Annotated in this window: 16 protein-coding genes and 1 riboswitch; of the genes, 10 read left to right on the forward strand and 6 right to left on the reverse strand. The window is 67.3% G+C overall.

Features of this window, described 5'->3' with window-relative positions; genetic code table 11:
- Nucleotides 1-65: 65 nt before the first annotated feature.
- Nucleotides 66-521, reverse strand: coding sequence for a hypothetical protein (locus AC07U1_RS08675; protein WP_495176806.1), 456 nt, complete (start codon nt 519-521; stop codon nt 66-68).
- A gap of 192 nt (nt 522-713) precedes the next feature.
- Between AC07U1_RS08675 and AC07U1_RS08680 the strand changes: the two genes are divergently transcribed.
- The gene (locus AC07U1_RS08680; RefSeq protein WP_495176805.1) at nt 714-2,015 is read left to right on the forward strand and encodes an Hsp70 family protein; all 1,302 of its coding nucleotides are present in this window, start codon (nt 714-716) and stop codon (nt 2,013-2,015) included.
- Nucleotides 2,016-2,020: 5 nt separating this feature from the next.
- On the opposite strand, the gene AC07U1_RS08685 is transcribed toward AC07U1_RS08680, so the two are convergent.
- The 5 genes from AC07U1_RS08685 to metE all read right to left on the reverse strand — a co-directional run bounded on the left by AC07U1_RS08685 (nt 2,021) and on the right by metE (nt 6,782).
- Nucleotides 2,021-3,019: an acyl-CoA thioester hydrolase/BAAT C-terminal domain-containing protein gene (locus tag AC07U1_RS08685; protein WP_495176804.1), complete on the reverse strand. Its 999-nt coding sequence runs from the start codon at nt 3,017-3,019 to the stop codon at nt 2,021-2,023.
- Nucleotides 3,020-3,125: 106 nt separating this feature from the next.
- The gene (locus tag AC07U1_RS08690) at nt 3,126-3,659 is read right to left on the reverse strand and encodes an SRPBCC family protein (protein WP_187141157.1); all 534 of its coding nucleotides are present in this window, start codon (nt 3,657-3,659) and stop codon (nt 3,126-3,128) included.
- Nucleotides 3,660-3,661: 2 nt separating this feature from the next.
- A complete protein-coding gene (locus AC07U1_RS08695) occupies nt 3,662-4,039 on the reverse strand; it encodes an ArsR/SmtB family transcription factor (RefSeq protein WP_495176803.1) in 378 nt (125 codons plus the stop codon).
- A 66-nt stretch (nt 4,040-4,105) separates the two neighbouring features.
- Nucleotides 4,106-4,483, reverse strand: coding sequence for an acyl-CoA thioesterase (locus tag AC07U1_RS08700; protein ID WP_056345765.1), 378 nt, complete (start codon nt 4,481-4,483; stop codon nt 4,106-4,108).
- Nucleotides 4,473-6,782 (reverse strand): 5-methyltetrahydropteroyltriglutamate--homocysteine S-methyltransferase, encoded by a 2,310-nt coding sequence (gene metE / locus AC07U1_RS08705; RefSeq protein WP_495176802.1) that lies wholly within the window; start codon nt 6,780-6,782, stop codon nt 4,473-4,475. Before metE ends, AC07U1_RS08700 begins: the two co-directional genes overlap by 11 nt.
- Before the next feature lie 116 nt (nt 6,783-6,898).
- Nucleotides 6,899-7,112, reverse strand: a riboswitch (cobalamin riboswitch).
- Nucleotides 7,113-7,229: 117 nt separating this feature from the next.
- Here metE and AC07U1_RS08710 point away from each other — a divergent pair.
- The 9 genes from AC07U1_RS08710 (at nt 7,230) to ligA (ending at nt 15,328) form a co-directional block, all read left to right on the forward strand.
- Nucleotides 7,230-7,925: a peptidylprolyl isomerase gene (locus tag AC07U1_RS08710; protein ID WP_495176801.1), complete on the forward strand. Its 696-nt coding sequence runs from the start codon at nt 7,230-7,232 to the stop codon at nt 7,923-7,925.
- Between the two features lie 62 nt (nt 7,926-7,987).
- A complete protein-coding gene (locus AC07U1_RS08715) occupies nt 7,988-8,782 on the forward strand; it encodes an outer membrane protein assembly factor BamD (RefSeq protein ID WP_056345771.1) in 795 nt (264 codons plus the stop codon).
- A 46-nt stretch (nt 8,783-8,828) separates the two neighbouring features.
- Nucleotides 8,829-10,499 carry a DNA repair protein RecN gene (gene recN, locus AC07U1_RS08720; RefSeq protein ID WP_495176800.1) on the forward strand — a complete coding sequence of 557 codons (1,671 nt, stop codon included), beginning with the start codon at nt 8,829-8,831 and terminating at the stop codon, nt 10,497-10,499.
- Nucleotides 10,496-10,801, forward strand: a complete 306-nt coding sequence (locus AC07U1_RS08725) for a hypothetical protein (protein WP_495176799.1) — start codon at nt 10,496-10,498, stop codon at nt 10,799-10,801. The genes recN and AC07U1_RS08725 overlap by 4 nt, the downstream gene beginning before the upstream one ends.
- Nucleotides 10,798-11,490 carry a GNAT family N-acetyltransferase gene (locus tag AC07U1_RS08730; protein ID WP_495176798.1) on the forward strand — a complete coding sequence of 231 codons (693 nt, stop codon included), beginning with the start codon at nt 10,798-10,800 and terminating at the stop codon, nt 11,488-11,490. Before AC07U1_RS08725 ends, AC07U1_RS08730 begins: the two co-directional genes overlap by 4 nt.
- Entirely contained in the window at nt 11,487-11,882 is a 396-nt protein-coding gene (locus tag AC07U1_RS08735) for a putative quinol monooxygenase (RefSeq protein ID WP_495176797.1), read from the forward strand. The genes AC07U1_RS08730 and AC07U1_RS08735 overlap by 4 nt, the downstream gene beginning before the upstream one ends.
- 85 nt (nt 11,883-11,967) lie before the next feature.
- Nucleotides 11,968-12,606 carry a hypothetical protein gene (locus tag AC07U1_RS08740; RefSeq protein ID WP_492737171.1) on the forward strand — a complete coding sequence of 213 codons (639 nt, stop codon included), beginning with the start codon at nt 11,968-11,970 and terminating at the stop codon, nt 12,604-12,606.
- A gap of 2 nt (nt 12,607-12,608) precedes the next feature.
- On the forward strand, nt 12,609-13,172 hold the full coding sequence (locus tag AC07U1_RS08745) for a hypothetical protein (RefSeq protein WP_495176796.1): 564 nt from the start codon (nt 12,609-12,611) through the stop codon (nt 13,170-13,172).
- A 29-nt stretch (nt 13,173-13,201) separates the two neighbouring features.
- Nucleotides 13,202-15,328, forward strand: a complete 2,127-nt coding sequence (gene ligA / locus AC07U1_RS08750) for an NAD-dependent DNA ligase LigA (RefSeq protein ID WP_495177474.1) — start codon at nt 13,202-13,204, stop codon at nt 15,326-15,328.
- Nucleotides 15,329-15,523 lie beyond the last annotated feature (195 nt).

Consider the following 15,523-nt stretch of genomic DNA (forward strand, 5'->3'; position numbering starts at 1 on the left):
ACAAGGAAAGGGGCCGCGAGAGCGGCCCCTTTTTTGTTGGTCGCGTCGGTTCGCGGCGCCGATCGTCAGGTGCAATATACATCCTGCATCGCCTCGATCAGCACCACGAGTTTCTGCGCGACGGGCAGGGCGCGGGGCTCCTCGGCGACATCGGTGGCCTTGGCCAGATTGCCGCGCACCTGTTTCAGCTCCTTGCACTCGCTCTTCTTGGCGCTGCGGGTCGTGCTGTTGTCCTTCAGGTGGCTGAACAGGCTGCGATAAACGCGGCACACACCGATCAACTGCTGGCCCCAATAGGGGAATTGGAATCCCTGGCCGATCACCGTCCCCGTCACCCCGTCGCAAGCGCCATCGAGCTGCCCGGGGTTTACCGCGCCGATCGCCGCGACGATGCGTTCGCCGCGGTCGGCCCAATTGCGCCACCCCGCCGCCTTGTCGGCCGCGGAGGCCAGCACGGGCGATCCCGCCAGGACCAGTATCGCGGCCATCCGCATCGTCGAACGCAGAACCCCAAGCATCATTGCACAAACTCCCTCAAAAGATGGCGCCCGCTTGTCATTGTTCCGCTTGGCAGAATTGTAGGTTCCCGACAGCTCAGGGTCGCTTGGCCTTTCGATCGCCGAAGCGGCGAACGCCGGCAGCTTGCCCCACCCGGCCGCCTGTGCAATAGGCGCCGCCCCTCGCGACATCTCCGACCCCGCACAGGATAGATCATGGACAGCAATATGGCCGCGACCGCGCTCGGCCTCGATTTCGGGACGACCAACACCGTCGTCGCGCTCGCGGACGGGCAGGGTGGTTCGCGGCTCGTCGATTTTGCGGGCGAGGAAGCGACCGGCCCCGTGTTCCGCTCGGCGCTCTGTTTCTGGGAGGAAGAGCGCGCCTGGCAGGGGGTCGCGTCCGAGGCGGGGCCCTGGGCGATCGCCGAATATCTCCAGTCGCCGCTCGACAGCCGTTTCGTCCAGTCGTTCAAGAGCGTCGCGGCGAGCCCGCTGTTCGAGCGCGCGTTGATCTGGGGCAAGCCCTTTCGTTTCGAGGATATGGGGCGGCTGTTCCTCCAGCGGCTCGTCGCCCATGCCGGGGGCGCGCTCGACCAGCGCCCACGCCGCGTCATCGTCGGCCGCCCGGTCGAATATGCCGGTGCCCGAGCCGACCCGGCGCTCGCGCGCCAGCGCTACGACGCGATGCTCGCCGAGTTCGGCGTCGAGCTTTTCTACGTCCACGAACCGCTTGGCGCCGCGCACAGCTATGCGTCGCGGCTGACCGAACCCGCGACGATCCTCGTCGCCGACTTCGGCGGCGGCACCACCGACTTTTCGATCGTCCGCATCGCGGAGCCGGGCGCGCCGCGGCGCTGTGTGCCGCTCGCCTCGTCGGGGGTCGCGATCGCCGGCGACCGGTTCGATCGCCATATCGTCGACCGGCTGGTGCTGCCTTTGCTCGGCAAGGGCAGCCACTATCGTTCGTTCGACAAGATCCTCGACATCCCCGGCGGTTATTTCTCCGACTTTGCCGACTGGTCGCGCCTCGCGCTGATGCGCAACCGCCGCACGATCGACGAACTGCGCCGCCTGCAGCGCGACGCGCTCGAACCCGACCGGATCGAACGGATGATCGCGCTGATCGAGCATGAGCAGGGCTTTCCGCTCTACGACGCGGTGGGCCGGGTCAAGCGCGCGCTGTCGAGCGCGGAGGAGGCCGAGTTTCATTTCGCGGGCGGCGGGGTCGATATCACCGCCGCGATCCGCCGCGCCGATTTCGAAAGCTGGATCGCGGGCGACCTCCGCAGCATCGAAGCCGCGATGGATAGCGCGCTTGCCAAGGCGGGCGTCGAACCCGCCGCCGTCGATCGCATCTTTCTCACCGGGGGCTCGTCGCTGATCCCCGCGATCCGCGCGATCTTCGAACGCCGCTTCGGCGCCGAGCGCATCGCGACCGGCGGCGAACTCACCTCGATCGCCCACGGTCTCGCGCTGATCGGCGAGGAGCCAGACCCGGCCGAATGGGCTGCCTGACGCGCTTATTGCGCCGGCGCGGGCATCTCGAGTTCGGTTTTCAGGAACGTGACGATCTTCGGCCAGCTGTCCGCGCGCGCCGCGGCATTGCCCTCCTTGGACCCGCCCATCTGGCTCCAGTTCGCGCGCGCGGCGTCGTCCGTGAAGGGCGCCCCCATCACGCCGTGCCCGGCATCCTTGTAACGCAGCACGACGGTCGGCGGTCCGCCCGCCTTCGCCGCGCGCGCGACGATCTGGTCGGTCATCGGGCAGCTCGGCCATAATTTCTCGGCCTCGCCGCAGACCAGCATCAGCTTGCCCTTGAAATTCTCGACCGGGATGATCGCGGCGAGATTCTTGTCGAGGTCCTTGAGGCCGTTCTCGAACACCGGCATCAGTCCGCGCGCATCGGGCTGGCCCTTATAGGCAAGGTGGGGGAGGGGTTTGCCGTTGGCGCTCCACGATGAACTGAACGAGCCGAGCAGGTAATTCTCGCCCGACATCCCGTCCCACACGACGCTCGACGGCATGCCGAGCACCGCGGCGCGAATGCCCGGGGTGCGCGCCGCGACGAGCAGTCCCGCCTCGGCACCCTTCGAATAGCCGATAATGCCCAGCCGCGACGCATCGACCCCGGGCTGTTTCTTGAGCCAGTCGAGACCGCGCGTGAAATCCTCGAGCGGGATATTCTTGAGCTTCGCGGGCTTGCCCGGCGCGTTGTGATAGGCAAGCTGGAGCGTGCTGAAGCCTTGGGCCTGAAGCAGCAACGCCGCCGCCTGCATGTCCTTGCCCAGCCCGCCCTCGGACCCGCCGAGCAACAGGATCGCGGGGTGTGGAGCCGCCCCGGCGGCGGGATAATAATTGGCGAAGATGCCGTTCGCATTGATCCGCTGCCCGGTCGCGCCGGCGTCGGCGACCTTGGCGGGCGACGGTGCGCGGGTGAGCATATAGGCAAAACCGCCGCCGCCGACCACGACCAGGGCGCCGACGACGGCCGAAATGATCTTCCATTTGCGCTTCATCATCGACCCTTATCCGTTGCTCCATCGTCGATATGGATCGGCGGCACGGATAGCCAGAAGAAAAGGGGCCGCACGCGGCGGCCCCGTTCCGATCTCGCGAACGTGGGGATCAGCGCGCGAAGCGCTCGGCATAAGCGGTGCGCAACTGGGCCCAATTGTCCCAATGCGGTTTCGCCGCCGTGCCGCGCAGCTTTGCCTCCAGCACGTCGACATGCGCGTGCCAGCCGGCGCTGACGTTGAGCAGCACCGCCGGGTCCTCGACGCGCTTGTGGACCAACGTCAGCAGCACCTCGTCGCCCTTTTCGGAGAGGGTGAAGGTCACCCCGCCGGTGCTGCCCCAGCTGATGACCAGCTTGCGCGGCGGGTCGATCTCGATCACCTCGCACGTCATGCTGTGCTCGGCGCCCATGCCCTCGGGCCGCTCGCCCGGCGGATCGGTCAGCTCGTCGTTGCGCCAGGTCAGCGTCACCGGCGCGCCGACCTTTTCCTCCATAGCGCCCGCCGCAAGCCATTGGCGGCGCAGCGCGCCATCGATGATATAGGACCAGACGCGCTCGATCGGACCGGGCAGGACGCGCACGACCGTCAGCGTCGCGGGTTCGGTGAGCACGCCATAGGGGGCGTCGGCAAGCATGTCGGTCATCGTCAGTCTCCTTCTTTCCCGGGGAGGGGGTTCTTCGGCGGGGGCGGGGCGGCATCTTCGGCGCGCAGCAGCGCTTCCAAAGTATCGAGCTGGCTGGTCCAGAAGCGGCGATAGATGCCGAGCCACTGGTCGGCACCCATCAGCGGCGCCGGATCGAGGCTGCACATATGCGTCCGCCCGCGCACCTCGCGGCGGATCAGCCCTGCGGCTTCGAGCACCTTGATATGCTTCGACGCGGCGGCGAGCGACATGGCGAAGGGTTCGGCGAGTTCGCCGACCGAGCGCTCGCCCGCGGCGAGTTCGCCCAGCATCGCGCGCCGCGTCGCGTCGCCGAGCGCGTGAAAGATCGTGTCGAGAGTCTGCGAATCATGTTCAACCATGTGGTTAAATATGATTCGCAGATCCCAATTGTCAACCTGTTGGTTGAATATAGAATGGCATGCCCGTCAGCCGAGCGGTGCCACGGCGCGCGGTCGCCGGTCGGGACCCATGGCGACAAAGGCGAAATTGGCCTCGGTGACCTTGTTCGCTTCGTCGGAATGGCGGTCGCGTGCCCAGGCTTCGACCGCGACCTGCATCGACGTGCGCCCGACCTTGAGCAGCCGGGCATAGACCGACACCTCGTCGCCGACGAAGACCGGGCGGTGAAAGGTCATCCCCTCCACCGCGATCGTCACCGCCCGGCCGCGCGCATGGTGCGACGCGACCGAGGAGGCGGCGAGGTCCATCTGCGCCATCAACCAGCCGCCGAAGATATCGCCATAGACATTGGCGTTGGCGGGCATCGCGGTGACGCGGACCGCAGGGGAACCATCAGGCTGCATCATAGGCCCCCTTGACGCGCAGCCGCTGCGCCGCGGCGACCATCGCGATGAGGGCGGGGCGCACCTCGTCCCATTTGCGCGTCTTGAGCCCGCAATCGGGGTTCACCCAGATCTGCTCGGCGGGCAGCCGCCGGCTCGCGAGTTTCAGCAATTGCGTCATCTCGCCCTCGGCGGGGGTGCGCGGCGAATGGATGTCATAGACACCCGGGCCGATCTCGTTCGGATAGGCGTAGTCGGCGAAGACGTCGAGCAGCTCCATCTGCGAGCGCGCGGTCTCGATCGAGATAACGTCGGCGTCCATCGCGCCGATCGACGCGATGATGTCGTTGAACTCCGAATAGCACATATGGGTGTGGATCTGGGTGTCGTCGGCGACCCCCGACGCCGACAGCCGGAACGCCTCGACCGCCCAGTCGAGATAGGCCTGCCATTCGCCGCGGCGCAGCGGCAGGCCTTCGCGAAGGGCTGCTTCGTCGATCTGGATCACTGCCGCGCCTGCGCGCTCGAGGTCGAGCACCTCGTCGCGGATCGCGAGCGCGATCTGGCGGCAGCTCACCGCGCGCGGCTGGTCGTCGCGCACGAACGACCAGTTCAGAATCGTCACCGGACCGGTCAGCATGCCCTTCATCGGCCGGTCGGTCTGGTCCTGCGCATAGCGCCACCATTCGACCGTCATCGGCGCCGGGCGCGACACATCGCCATAGAGGATCGGCGGCCGCACGCAGCGCGAGCCATAGCTTTGCACCCAGCCACTCTGGGTGAAGGCGAATCCCGCCAGCTGCTCGCCGAAATATTGCACCATGTCGTTGCGCTCGAATTCGCCATGGACCAGCACGTCGATCCCGATTTCCTCCTGCCACTTGATCGCGGCGCGCGTTTCGACGCGCAGATATTGGGCATAGGCGGCATCGTCGATCTCGCCCTTGCTATGCGCCGATCGCGCCTTGCGAACCTCGGGGGTCTGCGGGAAGGAGCCGATCGTCGTCGTCGGAAAGGCGGGCAGGGCGAGCCGGTCGCGCTGCAACGCGCGGCGGTCGGCGAAGGGCGAGCGGCGCTCGACCATCGCCGCGTCGATCGCCGCCATGCGTTCCTGTACCGCCGGGTCGTGGATGCGCGGCGAACTGCGGCGCGTCCCGGCGGCGGCACGCGCAGCGGCAAGCGCGTCGGCCACTGTGTTCTCGCCTTCGTTGAGCGCCCTGGCGATCGTCGCCAGCTCGCCGATCTTCTGCACCGCAAAGGCCAGCCATTGCGCGATTTCGGGATCGAGCCGCTTTTCGAGCGCGAGGTCCACGGGCGTGTGGAGCAGCGAGCAGGACGGCGCGACGACGATATCGCGCGTCGCGGCGATCGGCGCGATGCGCGCCAGGATCGTATCGAGATCGGCGCGCCAGATATTGCGGCCGTCGATCACCCCCAGCGACAGCAGCATCGTCTTCGGCACGCGGGCGCAGATCGCGCCGAGCTGTTCGGGCGCGCGGACGAGGTCGATGTGCAAGCCGTCGACCGGCAATCCCGCGACGAGTCCGAGATTCTCGCCGAGGCCGCCGAAATAGGTGGTGAGCATCAGCTTGACCCCGGCGCCCGCCAGCCGCGCATAGGCGTCGGCGAAAGCGGCATGCTGGGCATGGTCGAGGTCGAGGACGAGGCAGGGTTCGTCGATCTGGACCCAGTCGGCGCCGGCATCGGCAAGCGCGGTCAGGATTTCCGTATAAATGGGAAGCAGGGCGGAGAGCAGCGACAGCGGCTCGACCCCGCGCCCTTTCGCCAGCATCAGGTAACTGACCGGACCCAGCAGCACCGGGCGGGTGTGATAGCCGAGCGCCTTGGCCTCGCGAAACTCATCGACCAGGCGCGTCGACGACAGTCGAAAGACCTGCCCCGCTTCGAGTTCGGGCACCATATAATGATAGTTGGTGTCGAACCATTTGGTCATTTCCTGCGCGGTCGCGTCGAGGCTGTGGGTGCAGCCTTGATGGCCGGCGCCGCCCTGCGTGCCGCGCGCCATCGCGAAATAGGTGTCGAGCCCGACCGCGGCGCCGTCCCACCGGAATCGCGCCGGAATCGCGCCGACCATCGCCGAGGTGTCGAGCACATGGTCGTAGAGCGAGAAATCGCCCGAGGGCAGGACATCGGCGCCCAGCGCGCGCTGGCGCGCCCAGGTCGCGGCGCGCAGCGCGGCGGCGCCTTCGCGCAATTCCTCTTCGTTCTTCTTGCCCGCCCAATAGCCTTCGAGCAGGAATTTCAGTTCGCGGCGCGGGCCGATGCGGGGAAAACCGAGCGTGGCGACGGTGATGGCCATGTCTTCAAACCTTGCGTTGGGCAAGGGACGGGCCGGACCACAAGCAACGGCCGATGCGTCCGGCAGGACAAGCCCGGGCGCAGCCATGCATGCGACCAGACCGGACACCCCGCCGGAGGACGTTATCTGACGAGGCAGGTCTCCTGGCTCACGGATCGACGCGGGGGTCTGGCCTTCCCGGTTCCTTGCCGAACCAGTGACACTTATCGACCACCGCTCACCGCTTACAGTTGCGGGGGCAGCGCCGGCCTTGCCCCGAAAGGCGCACCGGCTTCCCGTCTTAGCCCCATGTCCTGCCGGACGCGGGGAACCTCGACCAGCCTAGAATAGCTCCGACCGGCGAGCTGTCAATACGCATATAAAGATTTCTTTATATGTTGATCCGCGCACCACCCGCCGTTGCGAAGGGGGTCGCCAGCGTGATGGTTTTTCGCTTATGCTGGCGCGATGCTGACGATGATCCTTCCGGCGCTCGCGCTTGCGGCCCAGCCCGCCACGGTCCCGCCCCAGACGACGCAATTGCCGCCGCCGATTCCGCCCATCGCCGGCCCGGCCGCGCCGCTGGTCGAGGTCGATACGCGCCCCTTTGTCGCACTTACCACCGACCTCGGCACGATCGTTGTGCGGCTCGAGGACAAGCGCGCGCCGATCACCTCGGGCAATTTCCTGCGCTATGTCGACGGCAAGCGCATGGACGGTTTCAAATTCTATCGTGCGACGCGCAACTGGGGTCCGGCGAACCAGCTGGTCCAGGCGGGCAACCGCGGCGACCCGCGCACCAACTTCGCGCCGATCGCGCATGAGCCGACGACGGCGACCGGACTCACCAATTGCAAGGGCGCGCTGTCGATGGCGCGGCTCCACCCCGGCGACGCGACCAGCGACTTCTTCCTGCTGCTCGGCGACATCAAGGGTTTCGACGCCGATGCGCCTGGCGGCGACGGCGCGGGCTTCGCGGTGTTCGGCGAAGTCGTTGCTGGCGCCGATGTCGCGGAGAAGATTTTCGCCGCGCCGGTCTCGCCGACCGCGGGCGAGGGGGTGATGCAGGGCCAGATGCTCGACCCGATGGTGACGATCAAGACCGCACGCCGCGTTCCGGCACCCGCGGACGTGCCGGCGGGTTGCGTGGTCAAAGCGCCGTAATTCCGCGCCGACACCCCCATCATTTATTTTGCGTTCATCCGCGCTGTGGCTATACCGCGCCCATGACTCAGCGTCCCACCCTGCGCGCCTCGACGCGCCTGCTCGCCGCCGCCCTTGTGATCACCCCCCTGCTGGCCGCTTGCGCCGGGGGCAGCGGCGTCAAAAAGGACACGCGTTATGTCGCGCGCGACGTCAACACGCTGTACCGCGCGGCGCAGGACCGGCTCGACCGGAACCAATATGGCCTCGCCGCCGCGCTGTTCGACGAGGTCGAGCGCCAGCATCCCTATTCGCCTTGGGCGCGCCGCGCACAGCTGATGAGCTCGTTCAGCTATTATATGGACCGCGAATATGCGCCGGCGATCGAGGCTTCGCAACGATTCCTGTCGATCCATCCGGGCAACAAGGACGCGCCCTATGCCTATTATCTGATCGGGCTCAGCTACTATGAGCAGATCAGCGACGTCACCCGCGACCAGAAGATCACCCAGCAGGCGCTCGCCGCCTTGGGCGAAGTGATCCGCCGCTATCCTGACAGCCGCTACGCCGCCGACGCGCGGCTCAAGGTCGATCTGGTGCAGGACCACCTTGCGGGCAAGGAAATGGAAATCGGCCGTTTCTATCAGCGCAGCTCGAACTGGCTCGCCGCGTCGATCCGCTTCCGCGAAGTGACCGAAAAGTTCCAGTCGACGAGCCACACCCCCGAGGCGCTCTATCGCCTGACCGAATGCTATCTCGCCCTGGGCGTGCCGTCGGAGGCGAAGAAGTCGGCCGCGGTGCTCGGCGCCAACTACCCGGGCAGCAAATGGTATGAGCGCGCGTATCAGCTGATGCAAAAGAATGCGCCTTCCGCGTAACGCGCGGGGCGTGGATTCGCTTTTTGTTCTGATGTAAGGGCGGGTCATGCTGACGGCCCTGTCCATCGCCAATATCGTCCTGATCGAACGGCTCGACCTCGATTTCGCGGCCGGGCTCGGCGTGCTCACCGGCGAGACCGGGGCGGGCAAGTCGATCCTGCTCGACGCGCTCGGACTCGCGCTCGGCGCGCGCGCCGACAGCGCGCTGGTCCGCCAGGGCAGCGACAAGGCGCAGGTGACCGCGAGCTTTGCCCCGCCGGCACCCGGAACCCCGCTTGCCGCGCTGCTCGCCGCAAACGATATCGGGATCGAACCCGGCGAACCCTTGCTCGTCCGCCGCACGCTGCGCGCCGATGGCGGCAGCCGCGCCTTCCTCAACGACCAGCCCTGCTCGGCGGCGCTGCTGCGCGAAGTCGGGGCGCATCTGGTCGAAATCCACGGCCAGCACGACGATCGCGGCCTGCTCGCGCCGGCGGGGCACCGCGCGCTGCTCGACAGCTATGGCCGCTGCGACAGTGCGGCCGTCGCTGCGGCGCATGGCGAATGGCGCAGCGCCGAAATGCGTCTCGCCGCCGCCCGCGCGTCGCTCGACGAGGCCGAGCGCGATCGCGACTGGCTGACCCACTGCGTCGCTGAACTCGCGACATTGGCGCCGCAGCCGGGCGAAGAGGCCGAACTCGCCGAAGCGCGCGGCGCGATGCAGAAGGGCGAGCGGATCGCCGGCGATATGGGCGCGATCATGGCGGCGTTCGAGGGCAGCGACAGCGGCCCCGCGCAATTGCGCGCCGCGGCGCGGCGGCTCGACCGGCTCGCGGGCGACCACCCTTTGCTCGCCGAAGCGCTCGCCGGACTCGACCGGGCGATCATCGAGGCCGACGAGGCCGAGCAACGGCTGAACGAGGCGGCGCGCGCGCTCGAATATGATCCGGCGCGGCTCGAAGAGACCGAAACGCGATTGTTCGAACTGCGCGCGATGGCGCGCAAACATCATGTCCAGCCCGACGAACTCGCCACCCTCGCGGGCGACCTCGCGGCACGGCTCGACGCGATCGAGGGCGGCAGCGAGGGCCTCGCGAGGCTCGAGGCGGAGGTTGCGGCGAAAGCCGCGGCCTACACCCATGCCGCGACCGCGCTGTCCGACGCGCGGAGCAAGGCGGCGGCGCGGCTCGACAAGGCGGTCGCGGGCGAACTGGTGCCGCTCAAGCTTGATGCCGCGCGCTTCCAGACGCTGGTCGAGCGCCTGCCCGCCGAACGCTGGGGCGCGGAGGGCATGGACCGCGTCGAATTCCTGATCTCGACCAACCCCGGCGCACCCTTCGCGCCCTTGATCAAGATCGCGAGCGGCGGCGAACTCTCGCGCTTCATCCTCGCGCTCAAGGTCGCGCTGGCGGAGGAAGGCGGCGCCGATACGATCATCTTCGACGAAATCGACCGCGGCGTCGGCGGCGCGGTGGCAAGCGCGATCGGCGAGCGGCTGGCAAGGCTCGCGGGTGCCGGCAAGCAACTGCTCGCGGTCACGCACTCGCCGCAGGTCGCGGCCAAGGGCGCGGCGCACTTCCTGATCGCCAAATCGAGCGAGGGCACGGTGACGCGCACCGGCGTCCGCGCGCTCGACGAAGCGGCGCGGCGCGAGGAAATCGCACGGATGCTGTCGGGGGCGGAAGTGACTGACGAGGCAAGGGCGCAGGCCGAGCGGTTGCTGGAAGTCGCGGCATGATACGGCGGGGGAACGCCCTTCGCCTCATTCAGTCGGGCAGAATAGTCCTCGCGCTCCTGCTCCCACTGCCATTTTTCCTGTTCCGCTATGTCTGGGACGCCGTTAATTCCTTTTATCATCCGGAGACCTACGACCCGCAGCGCTTTTGGCTGTCGAGCATCCCCGAACTGGTAATCGCGGTCGCGGCGGCGTTGTTTATCGGGCTCTGGCGTTTTCGGTCGCAAGATGTTGGGAAGGCCATGGTTTTCATCGGGCTTGCGATTGTTGCTGCGTCGGTGGCCTTGGTCGGCTTTGCCTTATGAGGGCGATCACCCACCCCCTCGACCGCCCCGTTTGGAGCATGCTCACCGGACGGCAGGCGCATCTGGCCGAGGGCGACCCCGGTTCGGCGGTGCGGATCGACCGCGGCTATGGCGTGTTCGGCATCGCCGCCGACACTGGTTCCGCTGCGCAGGCGGCGCTCGCCGCGCACTGTCCCGTCGGCGAGGAATTGTGGATTGTCGATGGCGAGCCCTGGCCGCTGCCCCCCGGCACGCGCGAAGTGAAGCGCGCCGTCCTGACGCAGATGGTCGCCGAGGGTCCACCGCCCGCCCGGCGCGAAAACGAACCGTCGATCATCGCGCTCGGTGACGCCGACGCCGCCGAAATGGCGGTGCTCGCCGATCATGCCAAACCCGGCCCTTGGGGACCCAAGACCCATCTCTACGGCCCCTTCTTCGGCGTGCGCGAGAATGGCCGCCTGCTCGCGATGGCGGGCCAGCGCATCCTCTTGCCCGGCATGGCGGAGGTCAGCGGCGTGTCGACGTGGGAGGATTGCCGTGGCCGCGGGCTGGCGCGTGCGCTGATCGGCCATGTCATGCGTGCGATGGTCGCGCGCGGCGAGACGCCCTTCCTCCACAGCTATGCCGACAATGCGGGCGCGATCGCGCTCTATGAATCGCTGGGGTTTCGCATCCGCCGCGAAATCCATGTGCTGGCGATCGCGCGGTGAACCGGCGCCAGCATCTCATCGCGCTCGCCGGCACGGCGGCGGCGCTGTTGCCGATCACGAAGCTGCGCGCCCTGGAGGCCATGATGGAAGAAGCCGACCCGCAATATGGCCTGATCGGCCAGATGATCGCGCAGCCCGGCCAGCGCGCGGCGCTCGCCGCCATTCTCGCAGACGGCACGACCGCGATGCCGGGCAATATCGGCTATCTGATCGGCGAGGACAGCGCGAACCCCGACGCGATCTGGATCGTCGAGCTATGGTCCGACAAGGACGCACACGCGGCGTCGCTACAGCTTCCCGCGGTGCAGGCGGCGATCAAAAAGGGCCGTCCGCTAATCGCGGGTTTCGGCCAGCGGATCGAGTTCAAACCGGTCGCGTCCGCGCGGCACTGACGCTGTCGCGGCGCGCGGGCGCGAAGCGGCTTGCCGATTTGGGCGGCGCTGCTATCCGATCCTGTATTGGGGAAGGGGATCTATCATGCTGAATCGCTTTTTGTCGGGGCGCGCCAAACTCTTGTCGGCGTTCGCGGCGCTGATGCTGCTCATCGCGCCGACGGCGGCGCAGGCGGCGAAATGGTTTGTCGACAATACGCTCGGCGATGTGAAGGCCGAGGATAAAAAGACCCCCGCGACGCCGAAGCCGGTCCAGCTGATCTTCGAGTTTCAGCGCAACGGCGAGCCCAATCCGCGCGCAACCAAAGAGGTCAAGCCGTGGATCATCGAGTCGCTGAAGGGCACCGGGGCGTTCAGCGAGGTCGCCGAGGCGCCCGTTGCCGGCGGCGCGGTGCTCAGCATCACCTTCAACAACATTGTGCCGCAGAAGGAACTCGACAAGGCGAAGAAGGACGCTTTCGGCGCCGGGCTCGGTTTCGGGCTGTTCGGCGGGGTTGTCGCGACCGACCGGTACGACGTGACCTTCGAATATCTTCCCGGCGAGGGCGCATCCTCGATCAAGACGCTCGTCCAGCACGCGCTGCACATGAAATATGGCAAGAAGGACGTCGAGATTCCGGGGACGCAGGTCAAGAATGTCACCGAGGCGGTGAAGACCGTCGTCCGCCAGGCGACCGACCATGGCGTCAACAACCTCGTCTCCGACCCGGCGTTTCCGCAATAGCCATGCCGAGGGGATCGGTCCGGGCACTCGGGGTCGCCGCGATCATGCTGGTGCTCGCGGGCTGCGTCCATGCGCGGATCGATGAAACGGCGCCGTCGATCGAAACGCTGAAGATATTGCGCGCGGCGAACGTGCCGCCGATGGCCGTGGGGGCCTTCGTCGATGCCGGCGGCGCCGCGCCGGTCGCGCGCACCGTCGTCATCCGCGGCTCGACGATGAGCCCGCCGAAAGGGGCGAGTTTCGCCGAATTTCTGGGACTGAGTTTCGAAAACGAGCTCCGGACGGCGAACCGTTTCGATCCTGGCGCTCCGGTTGCGATTGCCGGTCGCCTCATCGAAAGCCGCGCCGGCGAAACGCGCGCCGCGCTGGGCGTGCGGATTTCGGTGATACGCGAGGGGACCGAGCGTTTTGCGAAGGATTATCGCGTCGAGACGACGTGGAAGGGCGATTTTATCGGCGCCCTCGCTATACCCGAGGCTTTCCGCCAGTATAATGCGCTATACCCGCTGCTCGTGCGGCAGGTGTTTTCCGACCCCGCCTTTGTGGAAGCCCTGAAATCGCCGTGACCACCGAAGCCGACGCCGCCAACGAACTGATGCGCCTCGCGAAAACGATCGCCTATCATGGCAAACGTTATCATGCCGAGGATGCGCCCGAGATTTCGGACGCCGATTATGACGCGCTCGTCCGCCGCAACACCGAACTCGAAGCCGCCTTCCCGCATCTGGTCCGCGCCGACAGCCCGAACAACACGGTCGGCGCCGCGGTCGAGGCGTCGCCGCTCGCCAAGGTCACCCATGCCCAGCGCATGATGAGCCTCGACAATGCGTTCAGCGGTGATGACGTTGACGAGTTCGCGGCGCGGGTGCGGCGCTTCCTCAACCTCGGCGAAGGCGAGGCGATCGCGCTGACCGCTGAGGACAAGATCGATGGCCTGTCCTGTTCGCTGCGCTACGAACAGGGCGAGCTGGTGCAGGCGGCAACGCGCGGCGATGGCAGCGTCGGCGAGGATGTTACGCCCAATGTGGCTACGATCGGAGATATCCCGCAGCAACTGAACGGCGAGGTCCCCGACGTCTTCGAGATCCGCGGCGAGGTCTATATGGCCAAGACCGACTTTGCCGCGCTCAACGCGCGGCTGATGGAGGAAGGCCAGGCGCTCGCCGCGCAGCGCGAGGTCGCGTTCGACCCCGCCACCGTCCGTCAGTTCGCCAACCCGCGCAACGCCGCCGCGGGATCGCTGCGCCAGAAGGATGCGAGCGTCACCGCCTCGCGCCCGCTGCGCTTCCTCGCGCACGGCTGGGGCGAGGTCAGTGCCGTGCCCGCCGCCACGCAATTCGACATGATGCGGCTCATCGAAAGCTGGGGTGTCCCGGTGTCGCCCTTGTTGAAACGCTTCGACGGCGTCGAGGGCGTGCTTGCCCACTATCGCGACATCGAACGCCAGCGCGCCGAGCTGCCCTATGATATCGACGGCGTCGTCTACAAGGTCGACCGGCTCGACTGGCAGGGCCGCCTCGGGTTCGTCGCGAAGGCGCCGCGCTGGGCCATCGCGCATAAATTCCCCGCCGAACGCGCACAGACGACGCTCGAAGCCATCGACATCCAGGTCGGACGCACCGGCAAGCTCACCCCGGTCGGGCGGCTGGTGCCGGTCACCGTCGGCGGTGTCGTCGTGTCGAACGTCACCCTCCACAACCGCGACGAGATCGGCCGATTGGGCGTGCGCCCCGGCGATCGCGTCGTCATCCAGCGCGCCGGCGACGTCATCCCGCAGGTCGTCGAGAACCTCACCCGCGCCGAAGAGCGCGCCGCGTATATCTTCCCCGACCATTGCCCGGTCTGCGGCAGCGAAGCGGTCGCCGAGGAGGGCGAGGTCGATGTGCGCTGCACCGGCGGCCTCATCTGCAACGCGCAGAAGTTCGAGCGCCTGCGCCATTTCGTCAGCCGCGGCGCGCTCGATATCGAGGGGCTGGGAGAAAAAAGCATCCAGGAATTTCTCGACCTTGGCTGGCTCGACAAGGGGCCGGCGGATATCTTCCGGTTGAAAAACCATCGCGCCGAACTGCTCACCCGCGAGGGGTGGAAGGAAAAGTCGGTCGACAATCTTTTCGCCGCGATCGAGGCGAAGCGCGCGCCCGATGCCGCGCGGCTGCTCTTCGGGCTCGGCATCCGTCATATCGGCGCGGTGACCGCGCGCGACCTGCTCAAGGGGCTCGGCGAGATCGCGCGCCTGCCCGACAAGGCCGCCGAATTGCACGCCTGGCTCGATGAGAATCCGCAGGGCGAAAGCGAATCCGACGGCAAATACGCGGGCCGCAAGCTCGATGCGATCAAGGCGATCCTCGAGGTGCGCGCCGACGGCATCGGCCCCGCGGTCGCCGAAGCGCTCGGCGATTTTTTCCACGAACCGCACAACCGCGACCTGTGGGACGACCTGCTCGGCGAAGTGTCGCCCCCGCCCTACATCGTCGAGACGCGCGAGAGCGAGGTGTCGGGCATGACAATCGTCTTCACCGGCAAGCTCGAAACGATGAGCCGCGACGAAGCGAAGGCGCAGGCCGAAGCGCTCGGCGCCAAGGCGGCAGGCAGCGTCAGCGCCAAGACCGACCTCGTCGTCGCGGGCCCCGGCGCGGGATCGAAACTCAAGCAGGCGGCGGCGCTCGGCATCCGCGTGATCGACGAAGCCGACTGGGCGACGATCGTCGCGGCGGCGGGATAATGATCCTCCCTGTCGCGCAGCGATGGGGAGGGGGACCGCTTGCGAAGCAAGTGGTGGAGGGGCCAGCGACGTCGTGTCACTGCCCCTCCGTCAGCGCTTCGCACTGCCACCTCCCCATGGCTTCGCCACAGGGAGGATATTTAACCGGTGCGCGGCATCACAGACGGCGCGGCCCAAATGCCGTGAGGGGGAAAC

It is taken from the genome of Sphingopyxis sp. GW821-FHT02C12, assembly GCF_059421785.1.